The organism is Streptomyces sp. NBC_00190, assembly GCF_036203305.1.
Taxonomy (GTDB): Bacteria; Actinomycetota; Actinomycetes; order Streptomycetales; family Streptomycetaceae; genus Streptomyces.
The window spans coordinates 8,351,513-8,370,487 of sequence record NZ_CP108131.1 but is presented as its reverse complement, the minus strand read 5'-3'; the positions used below and the strand labels follow the sequence as shown (position 1 = coordinate 8,370,487).

21 protein-coding genes and 2 pseudogenes are annotated in these 18,975 nt (G+C 69.4%); 8 read left to right on the top strand and 15 right to left on the bottom strand.

Annotation, left to right across the window (positions count from 1 at the left end; genetic code table 11):
- Window positions 1-656 precede the first annotated feature (656 nt).
- Together OG429_RS38945 and OG429_RS38940 are read right to left on the bottom strand one after the other, a co-directional pair.
- Window positions 657-1,169: a recombinase family protein gene (locus tag OG429_RS38945; RefSeq protein WP_328929971.1), complete on the bottom strand. Its 513-nt coding sequence runs from the start codon at window positions 1,167-1,169 to the stop codon at window positions 657-659.
- Window positions 1,170-1,192: 23 nt separating this feature from the next.
- Window positions 1,193-2,140, bottom strand: a complete 948-nt coding sequence (locus OG429_RS38940; RefSeq protein ID WP_328929970.1) for a LysR family transcriptional regulator — start codon at window positions 2,138-2,140, stop codon at window positions 1,193-1,195.
- Window positions 2,141-2,211: 71 nt separating this feature from the next.
- On the opposite strand from OG429_RS38940, the gene OG429_RS38935 reads away from it, so the two are divergent.
- Complete coding sequence (locus OG429_RS38935) at window positions 2,212-2,946, top strand: SDR family oxidoreductase (protein ID WP_328929969.1); 735 nt, start codon at window positions 2,212-2,214, stop codon at window positions 2,944-2,946.
- A 489-nt stretch (window positions 2,947-3,435) separates the two neighbouring features.
- Here the strand turns inward: OG429_RS38935 and OG429_RS38930 are convergent, their stop codons facing one another.
- From OG429_RS38930 to OG429_RS38915, 4 genes are all read right to left on the bottom strand, one after another.
- Window positions 3,436-4,170 carry a translation initiation factor IF-2 gene (locus OG429_RS38930; protein WP_328929968.1) on the bottom strand — a complete coding sequence of 245 codons (735 nt, stop codon included), beginning with the start codon at window positions 4,168-4,170 and terminating at the stop codon, window positions 3,436-3,438.
- 207 nt (window positions 4,171-4,377) lie between these two features.
- Window positions 4,378-5,166 (bottom strand): RNA polymerase sigma factor, encoded by a 789-nt coding sequence (locus OG429_RS38925; RefSeq protein ID WP_328929967.1) that lies wholly within the window; start codon window positions 5,164-5,166, stop codon window positions 4,378-4,380.
- A 934-nt stretch (window positions 5,167-6,100) separates the two neighbouring features.
- Window positions 6,101-6,487 (bottom strand): hypothetical protein, encoded by a 387-nt coding sequence (locus tag OG429_RS38920; RefSeq protein ID WP_328929966.1) that lies wholly within the window; start codon window positions 6,485-6,487, stop codon window positions 6,101-6,103.
- A gap of 51 nt (window positions 6,488-6,538) precedes the next feature.
- On the bottom strand, window positions 6,539-7,198 hold the full coding sequence (locus tag OG429_RS38915) for a hypothetical protein (RefSeq protein WP_328929965.1): 660 nt from the start codon (window positions 7,196-7,198) through the stop codon (window positions 6,539-6,541).
- A 308-nt stretch (window positions 7,199-7,506) separates the two neighbouring features.
- Here OG429_RS38915 and OG429_RS38910 point away from each other — a divergent pair, with 308 nt between their 5' ends.
- Window positions 7,507-7,668: a hypothetical protein gene (locus OG429_RS38910; protein ID WP_328929964.1), complete on the top strand. Its 162-nt coding sequence runs from the start codon at window positions 7,507-7,509 to the stop codon at window positions 7,666-7,668.
- A gap of 561 nt (window positions 7,669-8,229) precedes the next feature.
- Here OG429_RS38910 and OG429_RS38905 read toward each other — a convergent pair.
- Together OG429_RS38905 and OG429_RS38900 are read right to left on the bottom strand one after the other, a co-directional pair.
- Window positions 8,230-8,802, bottom strand: a complete 573-nt coding sequence (locus tag OG429_RS38905; protein WP_328929963.1) for a hypothetical protein — start codon at window positions 8,800-8,802, stop codon at window positions 8,230-8,232.
- Between the two features lie 76 nt (window positions 8,803-8,878).
- Entirely contained in the window at window positions 8,879-9,148 is a 270-nt protein-coding gene (locus OG429_RS38900) for a hypothetical protein (RefSeq protein WP_328929962.1), read from the bottom strand.
- Between the two features lie 202 nt (window positions 9,149-9,350).
- Between OG429_RS38900 and OG429_RS38895 the strand changes: the two genes are divergently transcribed.
- Window positions 9,351-9,626: a hypothetical protein gene (locus tag OG429_RS38895; protein ID WP_328929961.1), complete on the top strand. Its 276-nt coding sequence runs from the start codon at window positions 9,351-9,353 to the stop codon at window positions 9,624-9,626.
- 323 nt (window positions 9,627-9,949) lie between these two features.
- Here the strand turns inward: OG429_RS38895 and OG429_RS38890 are convergent, their stop codons facing one another.
- Window positions 9,950-10,960: a polysaccharide deacetylase family protein gene (locus OG429_RS38890; protein WP_328929960.1), complete on the bottom strand. Its 1,011-nt coding sequence runs from the start codon at window positions 10,958-10,960 to the stop codon at window positions 9,950-9,952.
- 207 nt (window positions 10,961-11,167) lie between these two features.
- Here OG429_RS38890 and OG429_RS38885 point away from each other — a divergent pair, with 207 nt between their 5' ends.
- Window positions 11,168-12,793 (top strand): putative glycoside hydrolase, encoded by a 1,626-nt coding sequence (locus OG429_RS38885; protein WP_328929959.1) that lies wholly within the window; start codon window positions 11,168-11,170, stop codon window positions 12,791-12,793.
- A gap of 152 nt (window positions 12,794-12,945) precedes the next feature.
- Here OG429_RS38885 and OG429_RS38880 read toward each other — a convergent pair.
- From OG429_RS38880 to OG429_RS38870, 3 genes and pseudogenes are all read right to left on the bottom strand, one after another.
- Window positions 12,946-13,069: pseudogene (locus OG429_RS38880) on the bottom strand (transposase family protein); the annotation flags it as partial.
- A gap of 101 nt (window positions 13,070-13,170) precedes the next feature.
- Window positions 13,171-14,928, bottom strand: coding sequence for a protein kinase domain-containing protein (locus tag OG429_RS38875; protein ID WP_328929958.1), 1,758 nt, complete (start codon window positions 14,926-14,928; stop codon window positions 13,171-13,173).
- A gap of 133 nt (window positions 14,929-15,061) precedes the next feature.
- Complete coding sequence (locus OG429_RS38870) at window positions 15,062-15,370, bottom strand: hypothetical protein (RefSeq protein ID WP_328930572.1); 309 nt, start codon at window positions 15,368-15,370, stop codon at window positions 15,062-15,064.
- 98 nt (window positions 15,371-15,468) lie between these two features.
- On the opposite strand from OG429_RS38870, the gene OG429_RS38865 reads away from it, so the two are divergent.
- The 4 genes and pseudogenes from OG429_RS38865 to OG429_RS38850 all read left to right on the top strand — a co-directional run bounded on the left by OG429_RS38865 (window position 15,469) and on the right by OG429_RS38850 (window position 17,143).
- A complete protein-coding gene (locus OG429_RS38865; protein WP_443051302.1) occupies window positions 15,469-15,726 on the top strand; it encodes a hypothetical protein in 258 nt (85 codons plus the stop codon).
- Window positions 15,644-15,978 (top strand): annotated as a pseudogene (locus OG429_RS38860) (IS5/IS1182 family transposase); the annotation flags it as partial. The gene OG429_RS38865 and the pseudogene OG429_RS38860, both read left to right, overlap by 83 nt.
- 41 nt (window positions 15,979-16,019) lie before the next feature.
- The gene (locus OG429_RS38855) at window positions 16,020-16,424 is read left to right on the top strand and encodes a hypothetical protein (RefSeq protein WP_328929957.1); all 405 of its coding nucleotides are present in this window, start codon (window positions 16,020-16,022) and stop codon (window positions 16,422-16,424) included.
- Between the two features lie 179 nt (window positions 16,425-16,603).
- A complete protein-coding gene (locus tag OG429_RS38850; protein WP_328929956.1) occupies window positions 16,604-17,143 on the top strand; it encodes a YrhB domain-containing protein in 540 nt (179 codons plus the stop codon).
- A gap of 69 nt (window positions 17,144-17,212) precedes the next feature.
- On the opposite strand, the gene OG429_RS38845 is transcribed toward OG429_RS38850, so the two are convergent.
- From OG429_RS38845 to OG429_RS38835, 3 genes are all read right to left on the bottom strand, one after another.
- On the bottom strand, window positions 17,213-17,446 hold the full coding sequence (locus OG429_RS38845; RefSeq protein ID WP_328929955.1) for a hypothetical protein: 234 nt from the start codon (window positions 17,444-17,446) through the stop codon (window positions 17,213-17,215).
- Window positions 17,447-17,511: 65 nt separating this feature from the next.
- Window positions 17,512-17,835: a hypothetical protein gene (locus tag OG429_RS38840; protein WP_328929954.1), complete on the bottom strand. Its 324-nt coding sequence runs from the start codon at window positions 17,833-17,835 to the stop codon at window positions 17,512-17,514.
- Window positions 17,832-18,527 carry a hypothetical protein gene (locus tag OG429_RS38835; RefSeq protein WP_328929953.1) on the bottom strand — a complete coding sequence of 232 codons (696 nt, stop codon included), beginning with the start codon at window positions 18,525-18,527 and terminating at the stop codon, window positions 17,832-17,834. Before OG429_RS38835 ends, OG429_RS38840 begins: the two co-directional genes overlap by 4 nt.
- Window positions 18,528-18,975 lie beyond the last annotated feature (448 nt).

Here is an 18,975-nt window from a genome sequence, read left to right as displayed (position 1 = left end):
GACGCCAAGCGGTGGCCCGCCGCTGCCACTACCACCGTCGTGGGCACTCCTTCGAGGGGCAGGCCGGCAGAAGCCGTCCGTGACGACAACCTGCCCGCTACACTCCCACCGCTCGACGTTTCCCCAGGTCAAGCCACAAAGTACTGCTGGAGTACTAATACTGCAATCACATTTGCGTGTGGTTGAGTTCTGTGTGGCTGAGCTCGGGGTGGGTCTGGTTCAGGAGTGGGACGGGGTACTGGCGGGTTGCATGCCCGGTTCGCGTCGCGTTTCGTGAGGTCTGGGGCTTCACTGGCGACTGCCCCAGGCTCCACTGTCAATGCCCCCAACCCGGCAATCGGACCGGGGGTACGGCGACCGCCTGGGCAGGGTGTGCGGTAAGAAACCAGGGTGGCTGATGAGTGTGCAGGCGAAAGCCGCTGTTTGTCAGAGGCACGCCGCCCCGGATGTCGTCCGCAGTGATCGCGGCCAACTGCGCCTCCAGCGCAATCTGCCACCGCCAGCCCGCATCGCTCGCCACCACGTCCGCTCGCCACACCCCGCCCAGGCCGGGCACCTCGGCCTCAGCGACCGCGCCGACCTCCCGCGCCGCCGTCAGCAGCCACCACTTCAGGTAGGCCTTCGGGGAGGATCGGTCCGGGTTTTGGCGGTAGCGGTCAGTCTGCGCTGAGCTGGTTCGGAACGCGGCCGGAGGCGCGGAGTTCCTGTAGGTCGGGGATGTGGTTGTAGAGGGTGCCGGGGCTGACGCCGAGGAGCTTGGCGATCGAGGTGATCGAGTTCTCGGGGTTGGGGAGCAGGTCGCGGGCGGCGCGGGTGATCTCGGGGGTGGCGACGGTGGGTCGGCCGCCGACACCGCCGCGGGCGCGTGCGGCGTCCAGGCCTTCGCGGGTGCCGGAGACGATGAACTCGCGGATGAACTCGGCGAGGGCGGCGAAGACGTGGAAGACGAGGCGGCCGCCGGGGGTGGTGGTGTCCAGGCGTTCGTGCAGAGAGCAGAAGCCGATCTCGCGGCGGCGGAGTTCGCCGACCATGTTGACCAGGTCCTTGAGGGACGCGTAGCGGTCGAGCGCGGGGACGAAGCGGCATGCGCATGGCGGTGGCGGGTGAGGGGGTGCTGGCCTTTCTTCGCGCTGGTGGTTGTCTGAAATTGGTCCTGCAGTGATCGTCATGGCGAGGGGTTGAATGCCCCCGGTCAGTAGGCCAGTGCGGTCATGTGGTCGGGATGGTGGGCGGCGACGTCGTGGGCGGCTTGGACGAAGGCGGCGACGGCTGCGGATCGCGAGGTCTCCGGCCAGGCGACCATGACCGCGCTGGGGCTGAGGCCGGTGACCGGCCGGTATGCGATGTCCGGGCGCTGGTGCCGCTCGGTGGTGGAGCGTGACAGGAACGCCACCGCCTGCCCCAGCGCGACCACCTCCAGGAGTTGCTCGACGCTGGCCACGAGCGGCCCCTCAGGAGTGTCAGCCGGCGCCAAGCCTGTGTGGCCATCGCCTGCTTCTGCGCCGTCGTATCCGGCGTAGTAGGCGGTGTTGGAGGGGGCGGCCCCCTTCCAGCGTGGGATCGGTTCGCCCTTGAGGTCGGTCAGCCGCAGTCGCCGACGCCCGGCCAGGCGGTGCGCGGCGGGGAGGACGGCCAGTCGCGGCTCGACCACGAGCGTCTGGGAATCCAGCCCTTGACCGTCGAACGGGCTGCGCAGCAGCGCTACGTCGGCACGGCCGTCCCGCAGCATGGCGATCGGCTCTCCGCTGCCGCCGACGACGACTTCAGGCGGCGGCAGATGCGAACCCCTTCCCCGGTAGGCGGTGAGGATCTCCCGCAGCAGCCCGGCATCGCCTCCCGGTTTGACCGCCACGACGAGCTGTGGTGTCGGCTGACCGGCCCGGCGTGCTCGCCGGGCCGCCGCGTGCACCGCGTCGACCGCGATCCGGGCCTGGTCGAGCAGCACCTGACCGGCGTTGGTCAGCCTCACCTGCCGGGTGGTGCGCTCCAGCAGGCGTACCCCGAGCCGGGACTCCATCTGAGCGATCGCCTTCGACAGCGGGGGCTGCGCCATCCCCAGGCGTTGCGCGGCCCGGCTGAAGTTCAGTTCCTCGGCGACCGCGATGAAGTACCTCAGCTCCCGCACCTCTAGCTCACTCATATCTGTGGACTATAGATCCAGAGTCTTCTGGTCTTTCCCTGCCGCCCGTGGGTGAGGGGAGGCTGGGTGCCATGACGACTTCGCAGAAGACTGCTTTGATCACCGGCGCGAACAAGGGCATCGGCAAGGAAACGGCGCGCAGGCTCGCAGCCCTCGGCATCACCGTACTGATCGGCGCCCGCAACGCCGAGCGTGGCGAGGCGGCGGCCGAGGAGCTTCGCGCGGGCGGCGCCGACGTACGGTTCGTTCCGCTGGACGTCACCGACGAGACCTCGGTCCAGGCCGCCGCCAAGCACATCGACGCCACGTTCGGCCGCCTCGACATCCTAGTCAACAACGCCGCGATCGCCGCCGGACCGCAAAAGCCGAGTGAAACCCCAGCCGCTACCGTCCGGCAGGTCTACGAGACCAACGTGTTCGGCGTCATCGCGGTGACCCACGCCATGCTCCCCCTGCTCCGCCGCTCCGCCGCAGCACGCATCGTCAACATGTCCAGCGAACTCGGCTCCCTCACCCACCTGGCCGACCCGGGCAGCCCGTGGTCCGCCTACTACTCGATCCTCCTCCCTTACTGCACCTCGAAGAGCGCGCTGAACGCGATCACCGTGCTCTATGCCAATGAACTGCGCGCCGAAGGGATCCTGGTCAACGCGGTGAGTCCCGGCTACTGCGCGACCGACCTCAACCGCCACACCGGGATACGCACGGCGGAGGAGGGCGCGGCCGTGGCGGTTGACCTGGCGACGGCGGGCGAGGACGGCCCGACGGGCGCCTTTTGGGCCGAGGACGGGCCGATTCCCTGGTGAGACCATGCCGCGCCGTCTCCGCCCGAAGCCTGCCGGGGTGCTTTCGCCCCCCCAGTTCCGCGCGCCGCGCGGTGATCCGTACCAGCATCTCGGGATCCAGCATGCATCGGATCGTAGAGGCCGCCCGGCCACAGCGTGCAGGAACCGGCGAGCCGACCGCGCTGACGGACGATCTACTCCGCAGACCGTCGCCCACGACCAGCGTGAGTACCCCGCGAGCCTGTCACACCAGCCCTTTGACCTGCGACTTCAAGTTGGCGGAGGCTCACTGCTGTGCACCGACGGTCCGGTCCGCACCCACGTGGACCTGGCGCTCGCTCCCGAGCATCGGCGCGGACACGGGGCCTTGTACTCCGGACCACCCACCGTGGTCCTAGTACTTCTACTCAGGACCACGGTCCGCTTCTGAGGGACGGTAGAGGCGATGTGCGACATCGCGGAGGTGGCGGGGAAGGTGCAGGCGGCTTTCGCCGGAGCCAGGCACCCCGTTCAGTGCGGTGACGGTTTCGGGTCCAGGGCGTTGCCGACGGTGCAGCCGCCCTCTCCGGGCAGCCGCTGGATCCGGGGCGGCACCCACACCTCGGTGGCGCCGGGGCCCACGCGGGCAAGAAGGCAGTCCTGCGCGTCGAAGCCGTTGCCCTTTACCGACAGGAGAACGCCGACCCGGCCGCCGTCCGCCTTCACCTCGGTACGGATCGCCGGATCCAGGTCCAGGGCGGCGAGCGTACGGCGCACGTCGGCCTCGTCCACCCGGCCGCCCTCCGGCACCCGGGGAAGTTCCGCGCGGAGCTCCTCGTACGGCAGCCGGGGCGGTTCGGGTGGCGGGGCGAAGGTCAGCGGAGGGCCATCCGGGCAGTCCACGTCACGGGGATCCTCGCGCCACTCCGACTTGGGCGACACCCGCACCGCGAAACAGCGCCGCACGGCGACCTCTTCAGGGTCGAGCCATCCGTTGTACGCCGAACCGGACGTGCGGACGACCACATCGACGCCGTCCCCGTCGCGTGTCGAGGTGCCCGTCACCCGCAGTACCTCCACCCCGTCGATGCCGGAAGCGGAGCGCCCGACCTCCTCCGCCGTGCGCGGACGCTGGCCGTAGAGCCGCTCGCCCGCCTTCCTGGCCACCTCCCGGGCGGCGTCCGTCGCCTCGTCCTCGGAGGACTGCACCACCCCGCAGCCAACGGTGAACAGCAACAGCGGGGCGAGCAGCAGCAGTCGGCGCATGCGTCCACCCTTCCGGCGCCGCGCGCGGCGGGCAACCGCTCGCGTACTCAGACCGGCATAGGTGATCGTACTCAGCCGGTGCGGCGATCACACGTGAGCGCCCCCCGGTCCCGAGCCACACGTCCACCACGCGGAGAGCAGTGCCAACCCTGGACGCAGGGAGGGGATGCATCCAGGTCTGGCACCGCAGCCCGAGACCTCCTTCTCTCAGGACTCCCCGCGGTGGCGGTCCTTGCGGTGGCGGTCCTTGCGGGACCGGACATCTTCTTCGGGAGCCTCGCCGTGACCTCGAAAGCCCCGGAAGAGGTTCCGGAGATAGTCGATTCCATACCGAACGAACGGCCCAGCCACTACCAGGAACACCGGGTGCGTCAGGAGTCCCTCGGCCTTGTCGGCGACCGTGTCGAGTGGCAGGTGTTCCAGGATCGTGTAGAGCAGGAAGATCCCGACACACAGCGTGGTGAGGAAGGCTGCGACCGCTGCGGCCTCCCGCAACATGCCGAGTCCACGTTGCGCCTGGGTCTTGACCGTGGAGGGAGGCCGTTTCAGCAGCCGACCCGCCTTCGCAGCAGGGATATTGAGAGCGGTGTGGGCAATGACGGCCTGCTGGATGGGCAACGGCAGGCGGGAAATCTCGGAGTAGAGCACTACCCTGTCGACGACCGCGTCGGCCGGGTCAGCCACAGTTTCCTCCCCCGCGGTGTCCGGTGCCGCGGGTTCGACGTGCCGGACGGTGAGAGGGAAGCCGCCCTTGGTGACGAGGCGGTAGGCGTCGCACTTCTTGTAGATCTTGCGGCGTGCCGTATTCCAGATGGCCCGCTCGGGCTTCTCCCAGACCTCGAAGTGTTCCAACGCGGTGATCATCGTTTCCTGCGCAATGTCATCGGCCAGCCACCAACAGTCCTCGTTGTCAGGAAGACTCACCTGTAGCAGCTTCCAGCAGAACTGGCGCACCCTCGGCTGGTAGAGGCGGCAGAACCGCTCCCGGTCGTCCATGGACCGCATGCAGACACCGCACCAGCGCGTCACATCCCTGTACAGAGCCGGCTTCCTGTCTCCCAGTCCGCCCACATCAAGGAGATCGACAGGAGCCGTGCAGTGAAGGCACAGAGTGGACCTGGTCGAGAACGTCGTCATCTCACATCTCCTTACGACCGCCCCCACTGGGCTGGTCGCAACAGGTGAGGCAAAGAGAACCCTCTTTGGACGGACCCGGAGGAAGAAAGCTCAAAAAATCTTGGGCCCGGGCTGGCACCGGCGGGTCCTCGCAGCGTGTGATGTGGCGTTTCTGCGGGTAGCACCGGCCACTCCGATCGGGTGACGAGCAGTGTCAGCAGTCACGCAATTCGGCTCTGTCGGGGATCTTGTTTGCGCCGTGAGGCGCTGTTGGTTCGAGTGGAGGTAGAAGACCTGCACCAACACCCTGTCGCAGCAGGGCTGTTGAAGCTGAGGGCAGCCTGATCCGGGTGGTGCCGGGGAGGGCGAGAGCGGCCCTGACAAAGCCGGGACGTGCCAGTACTGCCAGATGGTGCGGGCCCGGCGAGCGTGGTGGAGAGGAGTACGCGAGGAACCGGCGTTTTTACGTCTCTTAAAGCGACACCGGCTCGAATCTGGTGGATCTGGGCCGGGTGTGGCGCGTATCCGGGCCATTCTTTTGGGTGATCTGGAGAACTCCTGGAGCGGTATACAAGAGCCGCTCGGGAGGCCGCGGGGAAGGTCTGCGGCGTACTCGCGGCGATGCCACAGGGACACAGTCGGGCTCCTCCTTCATCGAGCGAACCCCAACCCCTGGACCGGCATCAACCACGCCTGACGGCAGGCACCGTGGAGAGCCCGTTGCGTTGAGAGGCGCACGGCGGGTTCGGCGAGAGGCCCGGAGAAACGGACCGGGAGTAATCCTGGCACCGCGCTCCGGGCCTACTCAGCGATGTCAGGTCTGATAGGGGCGAAGGGCGACGCTGCCTGCTTCGACACTGATCTCCACCCAGGCGCCATCGGCGCTGTCGGGAATCGGTGACGCGACATCGAACAGGACCGGCCAGTAGCCCATCTGTAGATAGGCCGCGCCATCTTCGGTGAGCTGGAGGCGACCACGCAGGACCAGCCGGTCGCCGTCCTGCCGGATGCCCGGCTCGGCGCAAGAGGCTGAATGCGTGTTCTGCCCCCAGTGGATATCGTCGTCGATGGTCCATTCGACGAGGTGGTGGCCGTCTGCTTCCTGCCGATCACCACGCCAGAGGACCACGGCGGATCCGATGGGTGTGTGAACCCGAACTGCCGTGGGCCGGTGGGGGATCTTCTCCGCGTGGACCAACATTGCTCCATCATCCCTGCCTCGTCCGCGCAGCTGAGAGTGGCCTCGGAAAGATCACGGACTGTGGAGTACCCCTTGGCGGAGGGGCCCGAGGTTGGCTCGGCCGAAGCCCATGTGCTTGAGGAGCTTGACGCGTGTGACCTGGCCTTCGACCTGGCCCGATCTCCATGAGGTGGTCAGGGCAGCGGTGACCGCGTCGTGATCACGGCGCAAGCCGTTGACCAGGCCCTGCAGGGCAGGCAGGTCGTCCGCGAGGACGCGTTCCTTCCATGAGGGCAGTAGCTCGCCTCGGAGGTCACGCATCATGTCGGCGAAGTCGCGGACGTGCCGTGCGGCGGCGTCGAGTTCGGGGCAAGCGGCCCCGGATCTCCTCGAGTTCGGTCGCACGGTCTCGGTGAGATGTGCGATGTTCGGCATGATCCAGCGGACGACACGGCGGGGCTTCGGTGCCGGCCGGGGCTCGGGATCGGGCGCTGGCGGGTGCTTGGGCCGGGGGCTGTGGGGCTTCTTGAACGGGCGGAAGCAGTGGCGGACGCACTGGACGTCTCCGGTGAAGCCTGGTTCGGGCAGTTCACGGTGGAGCTGGGGAATGTCGTGGCATCCAGCATTCCACCGCTGATGCAGGTAGGTCTTGTCCTCGTCCACGGTGGTTGCCCGGTTGGTGGCCTTGACCAGGAGTTCGTCGAGGCTGCGGGCTCGGGCGAAGCGGCGCACCGTGGAATGGTCGAGCCGCCGGCAACAGCCGAGCCCAGCCAGCCGGCAGGGGGCCACACCCTGATCTGCACGCAGGCACCACTGCCTCGGCGTACGGACTGGCATGGGACCAGCAGCAGGGCCGCGCCTGCATCATCTGCGCCCGCCCACGCGCGGGAACCCGGGCCTCGGCGGGCCCCGGAGCGGAAGCCGGAGCCGCAGCCGCAGCCGCAGCCGGGGTGCTCGGGGCGGGAGCGGGTATCGCGGCGGCGGTGACGCCAACCCCCGCCGCGTGGGCGTCGGTCAGGATCCGGGCGACATCAATGTTCTTGGCGTCGAGGCTCCCCATCGCGGCCGCGATGTCCGGCCAGGCCGGGGAGGCGAGGATCGCGTCGCGCACCAGGCTCTCCGGCATCGTGGTCCGCAGCAAGTCGGCCCACCGGTCGGTGCCCTCCACCTTCGTCCGAGCGATGTTCGCGGCGACGGCCTGATGGACGGCGGCGGTCATGCGGCCCAACCGCGGGAGGAACTGCGCGACATCACCAAGCGGCCCGTCATCACCACGGTGCGAAGAAGGGACAACACCCCTTACCCGCCACCGTCATGCGCATGCTGCGCACGTACGACGACAGGCCGCAGCGGCAGCGAGCGCATGACCCCAATCACCAGGCCCCCGGCTCCTACCTTGGGGCTGGTGTCTGAGCCAGGGCTCCTGGGCCTGTCCGGGTCGAACGACTGTCAGCCCGCAGGGGTTCCCGAACGCGGCCGTGATCAGATCCAGAGTGTCACTGACCGACGTCCAGGCTCCCTCAAGCTTGCCGCCCGCTCCGGTCCGCACCCACGGGCACACCATGCGCGGCGTTCCCCCAAGGTCCCTGATCATTTGTAGCCGGGTACCAGGTCGGCTGCGTTCACGTGCGCTCGGAAGCCGGGGTGAGTGCCGAGTCGGAACGGGAGCCGCGCGTTACCTCCGGGCGCCGTGAGGGGGGAACAGGTAGGAGACGAGGCGACCGTTCTCGTCGCCGCAGCCCTGCAGCTCGGGGTGAAGCGGCTCACCTGCCGTGGCAGACCCGGTTGAAGGCGCGATTGGCTGCCTGGGTCCAGGCCTGCCAGTAGGCGTCGCTGTGCTGCTGGCCGGACTTGTCCGCCACCGGCTTGGTCTTGCAGCTGTTGCCGGCCGCCGCGGCGCCCGCCTGGGTGCCGGCCTCGCGGCCCTGGGCAATGTCCCGCCGGGAACCCGGCTGGACCGGGGTCGTGTTCTGCGGGTTCTGGGGCTTCGGTGTCGCCGCCGAGCCCACCTTCTTGCAATTCACGAAGACGAAGTTCTGGTCCTCGTTGGCCGCGAGGACCGTGTAGTCGACGTTCTTCTGGAACCGCTGCACGCGGAAGGTTCCGTCCGGGCCTATCGCCAGGTCCACGGTGCTCTCGCCGTCGTTGAGCTTGCGGGGTCCCGTGAACCCCTCGCCGGTGATCGTGACGTACGTGTCGTTCGGCCCCGGCGTGACCGTACAGCTGGCGGCCGGGACTGCCCCGCCAGCGGCCGGTGCGAAGACGACGGCGCCGCCGCATACGACCGAGGAGACGAGCAGGGACGTAACCACGGCGCGTCGGGTGCGTCGGTACATGAGGAATCTCCCATCGGGGAGGGGGAGGGGCCACATGACAGGGCAGCCCTCGTGTTCATTCATGCTCCCCCGCCCGTCACGGGGTGTCGACCGGAGGCCCGCGCGGCAGCCTCGGCAGCCGAGCCGACGTAGCACCGGCGGCCGCCGCCCGGCCCGAACAGCTCCCGTCGCGCTCGCCTTGAAGCGGGTCTTCCTCGCGGCGCCGATTGTTCTCGTCGGGGCGCTGGCCGCTGCGGGAGGGGCGGTGGGCCCGGGGTGGACCGGGTTCCTGGCCGGGCCGCTGCGGACGCCGCTGCTCCTCGCGGCCCTTGCCCGGCCCCTGGCGCTTGTCCTGCTGACCGCCCATGACGGCGACTCCTCGATGCGTGGGGATGCTGATTCCTCCCACTCAAGCCGACATGAAACATCACATTGCGCACATTTTCTGCTACGCAGTGTGTCGAGAGGGTGGTGCCCGGGCGGGCGCTGATGCGCCGGCATGCGGGCCGCGGGTCCGGTGCCGAAGATGAACGCAACCGGCCCGCCCGCGTCGTCAGGAGCCGATTGCCATGCCGGAGCGCACCCTGCGCAAGGACCGCACCGAGGTCGCCTTCATCCTTCCCGCGGACACCCCGCCCGGGCAGGTCAGCGTGGTGGGTGACTTCAACGGCTGGCAGCCCGGCGTGCACAACATCGCGCCGCGCAAGGACGGGAAGAGGGCTGTCACGGTCGAGCGGCCCTCCGAGAGCGCTCACTCCTTCCGGTATCTGGCGGCTGGTGACTACTGGTTCAACGACGAGAGTGCCGGCGACCGGGACGGCATCAACAGCCGTCTGCACACCTAATGGCCCAACCGGCGTGACGTGCGGCGGCCGTGGGCGCTGAGTGCGGTGACACGTGTGCCCGCCGGCCCACCACCCCGGGCCGGTATCCGTGTAACGGCCCTACCATCCCGACCGGCGGCGGGGCCGTCTTCGCCTTCCGGACCGCTCTGCCCTGGTTCACGACGGAACGGTCTGACGTCCCTCTCAAGGGATGGCGTGGGGGCCGGTTCGGCGAGACAGAGCCGTCCGCGCGAGCCGGGAGGTCGCAGTGGCTGGTCGACGGGCGATGCTCACCACCTCTCCCCCTCCCCGGCCACCGCCACGTACCGGTCAGCCTTCACGGCTCAGTACGGCCGGGCCCGCTTCGCGAAGGCCGGAGACAGCTCGTTCTGCGAGGCGCTCGGGAAGGCTACGGTGTTCGGGTCCCCGTCCGAGACGTACCGGTTCTTCCCGGCGGCGAGCTTGTCCAGCCAGCGCGACGAACCGAACTCGGCGTCCTCGTCCTTGGGCCCCGCCGAGCGGATCCGAGGGATCGCGCCGGGCGTGAACGCCTTCGCGAACGGCGAGACCGAGGGGTTGGCCCCCACGAGATACACCCCGTCGTAGCGGTAGTCCGTTCCCCGCGTGGCGACGCCGGCCGGCTGAGGCATGGCACCGAAGGGCAGGGCGAGCGAGGTGACCTGCGTCCCGGGCACTGCCTTCTCGATCGCCTGCTGTCCGGCGGAGATCGCCCGCGCGGCCCCCGCCTGGTCCAAGGAGCGCAGGTTCTCGTGGCGGCCGGTGTGGTTGGCGACCTCGTGGCCGTGCTCCTTCAGCCAGGTCAGGGCCTTGGCGGAACCTGTCGCCGAGAAGGCGTCCGCGTTGACGAAGAAGGTCGCCACCGCCTTGAACGCCGGATATTTATTCGCCGTCTCTGTCAGGATGGCGACGGCGGTCTCAGGCGCCGGCATGCCGTCAGGGGTGAGGCGCACCTGGCTGTTGGTCGAGTCGTCGAAGGTGAGGACGACCGGGTGCATGCCGGCCGGGATGCCGATGCGGCCCGTCTGGAAGTCCCGGGCAGTCACCGGCACGTAGTTCTCCCGCGCGAGGCGCTCCAGTTCGGCCCGGAAATCCGCCGGGGTGCGGTCGTAGACGCTGGCCGGGCTCTCGGTGAGCTGGTGGTACATCAACACCGGCACCTGGCCAAGTTCATTGGCGCCGACATCCGCCGGCGCTTTCGCGGCGACGGGACTGGCCGCCGCGCGTGAGGCGGCCGCGTGGAGTTCCCCGGCAGCCGGTGACGGCCCCGTGGAACAGCCGGAGGCGAGCAGGGCGGCGCCGGCCAGGGCGCCGAGCGGGACGAGTGGGTGGCGCATGAGAAGCCCCTCCAAGGCGAACGTGTCGCGCCATACCTACCTCTGAGGAGAACCCCCGTACCGCACTCCCCCTGCATGGCGTAGAAGCCGCGCCGGGGCCGAACGCGCCATTCGTGTGAAATGCGACCAGATCGTGACGACTCGGACACCGTGCGGCAATGAATGGAGGCAGCATCCGGACCCGCCCACGGCACGAAGGACGTCATCATGTCCCCCAAACGCATATCCCACTCGGCCCCTTCCCTCCGTCTCCGCCGCCCGGCCCGTCGGGGCGCCCTGATAGCTACGACCGGGGCGCTCGCACTGGCCGGAGCGGGTGTCGGAGCCTGGACGTTCCTCGCGCCGGGTCCCGGCATCCAGGGTCTGGGCGACGGCGCCGTTCTCGACGGGCGCAAGGCCGCACAGGTCAGGGCCTACCTCGCCGCCGAGGAGGCCGGCGGTCGGGACAAGCTGCGCGCCACCCTGGACGGCACGGCGGTCCCCGTCACAGCTGAGGGCGCTCGCCTGAAACTCGCCCTCCCTCACCTCACCGAGGGCCGGCACACCTTGGCGGTGGCGGGCGACAGCAGGTTCCCCTTCGCCTCGTACCGCACGGTCGTGGGCTTCAGGGTGGACGCCACCGCTCCCGAGCTGGAGGTGGCCAACCCCGAGATCAAGAACGTCGCCGCCCCCGTGGCCATCACCGGCAAAGCCTCCACAGACGCCGAGGTGACCGTCAACGGCAAGAAGGTCCCCGTCGACAAGGCCGGGATCTTCAAGATCACGGTACCCCAGGGCACACCCATCGCGACGGTCACCGCGGTGGACCGCGCCGGAAACACCACCACCAAGGACGTGTCCGCCCGGGGGCGTCGCCCCATGATCCGAGCCGCGCACATCACCGCCATCGGGTGGGGCGACGACACCCTGCGCGGCAACATCCTCGCCCTGGTCCGCAGCGGCAAGCTCAACGCCGTCGAGCTGGACGTCAAGGACGAGGACGGGGAGGTCGGGTACGCGTCCCAAGTGCCGCTGGCCCGCCAGATCGGCGCGGCCAAGGGCTACTACGACGCCCGCAAGGCGATCGCCGAGATCCACGCCGCCGGTGCCCAGGTCATCGGCCGCATCGTAGCCTTCCGCGACCCCAAGCTCGCCTCGGCCTCCTGGAAGGCCGGCAAGCGCGACCAGCTCGTCCTGACCCCTGCCGGAGAGCCCTACGACGGCGGCCACTACGGAGCCCTCTCCTTCACCAACTTCGCCAGCCCCGCGGTCCGCAAGTACAACCAGGACCTCGCCGTCGAAGCGGCTCGGCTCGGCTTCGACGACATCCTCTACGACTACGTGCGCCGCCCGGACGGCCCGCTGTCGCACATGCGCTTCCCGGGCATCGGTACCGCCACACCCGAGCAGTCCATCACCTCGTTCGTCGCTGGCACCCGGACCGCGCTTCGTCCGCACGCCAAGTACCTCGGCGTCTCCGTCTTCGGTATCGCCGCCACCCGGCCCACCGAGATCGCGCAGGACATCGGGGCCCTGGTCAAGGTCACCGACTACATCGCCCCCATGGTCTACCCGTCCCACTGGGGGCCTGGGGAATACGGCGTCACGCAGCCCGACACCGCCCCGTATGCGATCGTGCAGCGTTCGCTCGCCGACTTCGCCCGCCAGGCGAAGGGCACCCAGACCGAAATCGTCCCGTGGCTCCAGGACTTCTCGATGGGCAGCACCTACGGCCCGGCCGAGGTGGCCGAACAGATCAAGGCCGCAGCGGCCAACAAGATGAATTCATTCATCCTGTGGAACGCCGGTGCCCGTTACCAGGGCGCGGCGCTCCAGCAGATCAACACGCGCTGACGCGGCCAGCCGTGCGTGTCTGAGTGACCGTCGGCCGTGTGGGAGGCGGGGCGCCCGCTCGTGATCGTCGGCCGGGCGTCACTCTCGGCGGTCCTCGCGGCCCTCGCGGTCCTCACTGGTGCGGGACCTGTACGCTCGACGCCCACTGAGCCCTGCTCGCGGAAGGTGTGGCAGCAACCGCGCGTGGGACACACCAGACGCCGCACCCCGTACGCGGATCACCACCCGTCGGCCGTCGACCGGCACGTCAGCCACCGTCCGCCAGTGATAGCCGTGGCTCGGCCGACGCGGAGCTCCCGGGCTACGACGACGAGGAGGCCGCCGAACGGACCCGGATGACCGAGCTCGGCTTCACGGGCTCGCTGCAGTGGCTCCCGTCATGAATGCCGGCAGCGGCCGCCGGGTGAGTCGGCTGGCGGGGTGCACTGGTATGCGTAGTCGTCCTGGTCGTCACTGAGGTAGCGGCCGATGCACTCATTGGCGGTGGCCCGGCCCTTCTGCGCGCAGAAGGTGACGGCCGCCCGGCCGTCGGCGAACGGGCCGGGTGCGTAGACCACCCAGTAACCGGGGTTGAGGGAGGCGTAGTCCCGGCTGCGCAGCACCCGGGCCTCCGGGACCGTGGCGTGGATCGCCGCCAGCCGCTGATCGCGGGCGGCGGTGCCGGTGCCCTCGGGCTCGGAGTAGAGCTGGGCAATCCAGCGGCCGGCGCCGGGTGCCGGGTCGTCACCGCCGGGCGCGGTGGCTGTCGGGAGGCTCGGCGGCATACCGGCGGCCGGGGTGTCCGTCGTGCCCGGCGCGCTGGCGGTGCCTGCGGTCGTGCCCGGAGTCGGGGCGGGGCCTGTCGGCGACGTGCCGGTGGAGCCCGGTGCGGGTGTCGCCGAGGGTGAACCCGGGCCCGTGGAGACCACAGAGACTGTCGGCGAGGCCGTGCCCTTACCGTCCGTGTGGCCGCCCGCGCCCGGCTTGAACAGGGCGTACCCGCCGAAGCCGAGCAGCGCCAGGGCCGTCACTGCGGCCGCTGCGGCGAGCGGGGTGGCCTTCCGTCGGCGGTCCGGTCCGGTCCCGTGCGGGCCGCCGCCGTTCAGGGGACCGATGGTGGGCAGTGCGTCCCGGGGCGTGGCCTCGTGTGGCGGGAAGGGTACGGGAGTGGGCGGTGGTGTGGTTGTCGGTGCAGGCGCGGGCTGGTCCGGCCGAGGGGTCGGGCCTGGCGGCGGGCCGTACCGGCTGGCGGACGGCGGTCGGCTGGACACGGGGGAGATATCGGGTGGGGAGGCAGACGCCTGGTCGAGGTGGGTGGGCTCCGGCGGTACGGCGCTGCCGGTGCCCTCGGCGATGGCGGCCAGGAGCCGGTCCAGCCGTTCCGCGGTGGGCCGTGCGGCCGGGTCGCGGACCAGCAGCTCGGCCAGTACGGGGGCCAGCGGCCCGGCCCGGCGCGGTGCGGGCACCGGCTCGTCGAGGACCGCAGCCAGTGTGGCCAGGGTGGTGGCGCGGCGCATCGGGCTGACACCTTCCACGCACACATACAGCATCATGCCCAGCGACCACAGGTCGGAGGCGGGCAGGTCGGCGCCGCGGATCCGCTCGGGCGCCAGGTACTCCGGGGTCCCGATGACCTCCCCGGTCATTGTGAGGGAGGCGGCGTCCTGGAGGGCGGCGATGCCGAAGTCGGTGAGCACGGCCGAACCATCGGCCCGCATCAGCACGTTGGCGGGTTTCACGTCCCGGTGGCGGATGCCGGCCGCGTGCGCGGCCCGCAGCCCGGCGAGCACCTCGCGGCCGATCCGGGCGGCCTCGGCGGGCGGCAGCGGCCCCTGCTCCAGTCGCTGGTCGAGGGAGTGGCCGGGCAGCAGCTCCATCACCAGCCAGGGGTGCTCGCCCTCGTCGACGATGTGGTGGATGGTGACCACGTTCGGATGGCTGATCCGGGCCTGGGCGCGGGCCTCGCGCAACACCCGTTCGCGCAGCACCCGCCGGAATTCCGGGTCGTCCCGCCCGGCCGCCGACCGTACTTCCTTGACGGCCACTTGACGATGAAGGGCACGGTCCAGCGCTCGCCAGACCGTGCCCATTCCCCCGCTGCCGAGCCGGTCAACCAGCTCGAACCGTCCGTCGATCACGTCCCCTGGCGCGCTCATGGCGCAAGGCTAGGGCAGCGGTGGACGCGCTGCCCCGGGCTCCGCGGAATGCCCGTCCATTGGGTGTTCCCACCGGCCAGGTGGCCCGTAGTCCGCGTGGTCGCATGGGCCCCACCATTCGCCAGCGGTTCTTCTAGGTGTCGGTCGCGTGGCGCTGCCACTGCGCTGCTTGCTCGTCCCAATAGATGGTCACCACTTGACCGTTTTCCGCAGGAGCCGCCAGGGCTTCGAGGTCGGTGGCGGCCAAGGTTGCCAGCGCCCCGTCGGACAGATCCGGCGGCACGATAAAGTTCAGGCCCGCAGCGGTCTCTTCGATGACGACTTGCTTGAGCCTGTGGATCCGACCGAGTTCGTCGTTCCCGTGGCGGCCCATCACGCGGCGTGCAGTGGCTCGAGCTGCCTCGAACGCTCGCAGGCCGGCCTGAGTGGCGAGCGACTGCACGAAGGCAGAACGGCGGCGGTCACTGTCACGATCGCCGCGGCGGCGGCCGCCGTCATCACTATTCCGGTGTTTCCCGCTCCGCCACGCTCGGGATCGACGTGGAGATCGTCGAACGCAACCCGCAGGACATAGGGTTCGTGCCGCAGCCGAAGCGGTGGAGGGTCGAGCAGACCTACGGGATCCTGATACTGCACCGGCGCCTGGTCCGCGACTACGAGCACCACCCGGCCTCTTCCGCCTCCCGCGCCTACTGGGCCATGACCCAGGTCATGGCCCGCCGGCTCACCGGCGCGGAGCGCGACGTACTACTACTTCGCTGCCTGGCGAGACGACGGGACCGACCAGGTCATTCATGAACTCCTGCGCTGCCAGGTCCGTGAGAAGGCCCGCCGATTAGAGGACCCGACCCTGGTGGTGCTGGACACCCAGAGTGTCCACGCGGCTGCCGGGGTCCCCTCCTCCACGACAGGCCTGGACGCGGCGAAACGGGTGCCGGGCGACAACGCGGCCGGCATCGCGTGCTCGACCAGGTCGCCGAGAACACCGCAGGCACCGTCGAGAAGGCCCTGGTCGACCAGGGCTTCAAGACCGCCGTAGCCGCCCACGGCATCAACACTCCCGCCCGGCGCGACCCGCGGACGGTTCGTGCGTGAACATCCAACCCCTGCTCGACGCGCTCGGCATCCAGGAGGACGCCGCCCGGGCCCTGGCCGACGACCTCCGCACGCAGACCGCCGCACTGCAGGCCCGGCTGCGGGAAGCCGAGACCCACCTCGAACACCTGGCCATCACCCGCAAGACCGTCACCGCCCTCGCCGACCGGATCCCCGTCCAGGCCGGCTCGACCGGTCTGCCGGAGCACACGGACTACCCCCGCATCCTCGCCGTCTTCAACGAGGCCGCCGGCCCCCTCCGGGCCCGCGACGTCTGCGAAGCCCTCTACCACGAATCGCTGCCGAAGAACATCGAGGGCACCCGCGCCAAGCTGAAACGCCTGGTCAAGCTCGATGTCCTCACCGAGGCCGACACCGGCAACTTCACCAGGAAACAGTAGCCATCGAAGCCCCGCGACCGCCAGCCCTGCCCAAGCCTCACCCGGAAATGGACAGCAACTCACGAACCGCCCTCTCAGACGGTTTTCCCGGATCACCTGGCCGCAGCCGGGGCCCGCCTAACGCGTGCGGAGCGAAAAACCGCTGTCCACGCGCGGCAGCGTGCGAGATGCTGCCGGGCATGATCGATCGCGAGTTCGCCGTTCGGGCGGCCCAGGAAGACCTGGACAGCCGACACTCAGGACGGCTGGTGGTGTCTGGGACCGAAGAGCACGAACTCGTCTGGATCGTCTACTACCAGAGCACGGAGTACCTGCGCACCGGGGACCTGAGCCACATGCTGGGCGGCAACGGACCCTACCTGGTCGACCGCGTCGACGGCGGTCTCCACCAGATCGGATCAATCTCCGCCGTCACCGGCGCCTGGGAGGCCGACTACCGCAGCCGTATCCGGAAGATGTCCACCCGGACCGCCGTGGACGACCTGCACGACGAGATCCGCCAGTCCGCAGCGGCCCAGGGACGGATCATCGCCATGCACCTGCTGCGACAGCGCGTTCCAGAGCTCGCACACGGCGAAGTCGTCGAATACGTGACCGCCCTGCAGACCGGCCAAGCACCACCTCATCTTGTGGACGCTGTCACCAGGGCCCTCGTCCCAGCTCTTGATCCTGTTCTCGCCGTGCACACTATCCACTCCGGGCAGAGCGCTGAGCGCTGAACCTCGGGCAACCAACCCGTGGCCCGAACAGGCTGGCCCCGGCCGCGCACCTGGGACCACGAGATGAGCTCAGGCACGCGGCGGCAGGACCTCGATCACGGTGGCCGTTCCGGCAACAGGCCGGGCTTCGTGCATGGTGATCACATCACCGCACTCCAGATGCTTCCACTGCTCGGGGCTCAGGGGAGCCAGCCGAACGTCGGCGGTCTCTCCCGGGCCGAGCTCCTGCGCATACTCCACCCATAGCCTTGCGATGTTCAGTTCTCGCTCCCCGTCGGCGGTGCGGTTGCCGATGTCCCACATCGGCCGGAGCCGTCCGTCTGCGGAAAAGGCAGTCCGGCGGCGGCCCTCCTCCGCACCAACCAGGCTCAGGGTCGCCCGGACGGTGCCGTTCCGGACTTCCCAGCCACGCACTCGCACAAACGACGGCTGCGGTCGATCATCTGCCGAGCGGCTTCGGCAAGGTGGTCCCAGAAGTCCACGGACACGGGGTGGGCGTCCCCGATCTCGATGAGAACGCCGAGCACCATCTCCCACTCCTGGCGCCCGATGTCCTCGCGCACATCCCTGACCGCCTTCCAGCCCTTCGGCGGAGGCCATGGAACGCCCCAGGCCGCGAGCTGTGCCCTGCTGTAGCCGCCCTTGGGCGAGCGGGCGGCCTCGACTTCTTCAGGCGACGGGAGTTCGGTCATGGATGTTGAACCTTCACATGTAAAAGTTGTCCCTCGATGCTGTGCTGGAGGCGGGAAAGGTCCGTTTCCTTGTCCACCCGCAGCCACCCCTCAGGTAGCGGGGTGTTGGCATGCGACGGCGGTTCTGCACCGACAGGAGCGAAGAACATTTCGGCGGGTTCTTCCCACGTTGTCGACGTCAAGGCGACCCGCTCGTCGAAGACCTCCTGCCGGAGTTGCAGAAGACCGTCCTCCCGCAGGGCTCGGATGTAGTTGAGGAGCTCGATCGTTCCAACCATGGCCCATGCAACCAGTGATACAGCAGCCCGGAACCGGTCTTGCAGCCCGAAGGCGTCGCCCTCCTGCCGCCGCTCCGTGTCGTGGTGCACCACGTCCCCGTAAATCCAGGCCATGGCCAGCCTGTGCGCGTCGAGATCGTGGTCCTCACCTGTAGCCATGTTGGTGACCATGACTCGGTAGGCCGCTTCTGCTGGTGTAGAGGGGGCCACCCGTGCCCGCCACGGCGATGCTCGGCAGGAGTAGCCCAATGCGTTCAGCACCTTCATGTGGAAGCAGTCCTCGGTCTCCAGGAGGATTGGCCGGATCCGCGCCGCAGCGGACTCGACTACCTCCTCGGGCGGTAGCTCGTGCCGGATCTTCACCTCGCCGTTGGCGAAGCGGCGGACCTCGATCTTCATGCGGGTGAGGTCCACGAGTGCATCCCAGTCAGCTGCGAGGGAGTGCTCTTCCACACGGCGAGCACGTACCACGTATGCCTCAAGCCAACGTTGGTGCTTCCCCTCAAGGTTCTCTGTCTGACCGCGTCCCACGTGCCCCCCTCACATCCACAACAGCATGACGCGGCGTTCCCCATGCATCCACCCAATTCGGCAGAGGCACCGTCGTGAGCTGCTGATTAGGGTGTGTCTCCGGACCAGTCCCAGCGGTTCCGCTCGCCGGGGCGCGGGTCGTACAGGGCACGGCCGCCGGCGCCGAACTGGCCGAGCTCGGGCATCAGCGCGGCGCCCGTCTGGATCTCGTCTGCCGTCCAGCCGGCTGGACGATGCCGCCCTGCTCCGCGTCGCGGAGACGGTCCTCCCCGCCGTCCCGGGGTGGCCCCCGGCCGGCTCACGCGCCGACCCGAGTCGGGCGCGGGCCCGG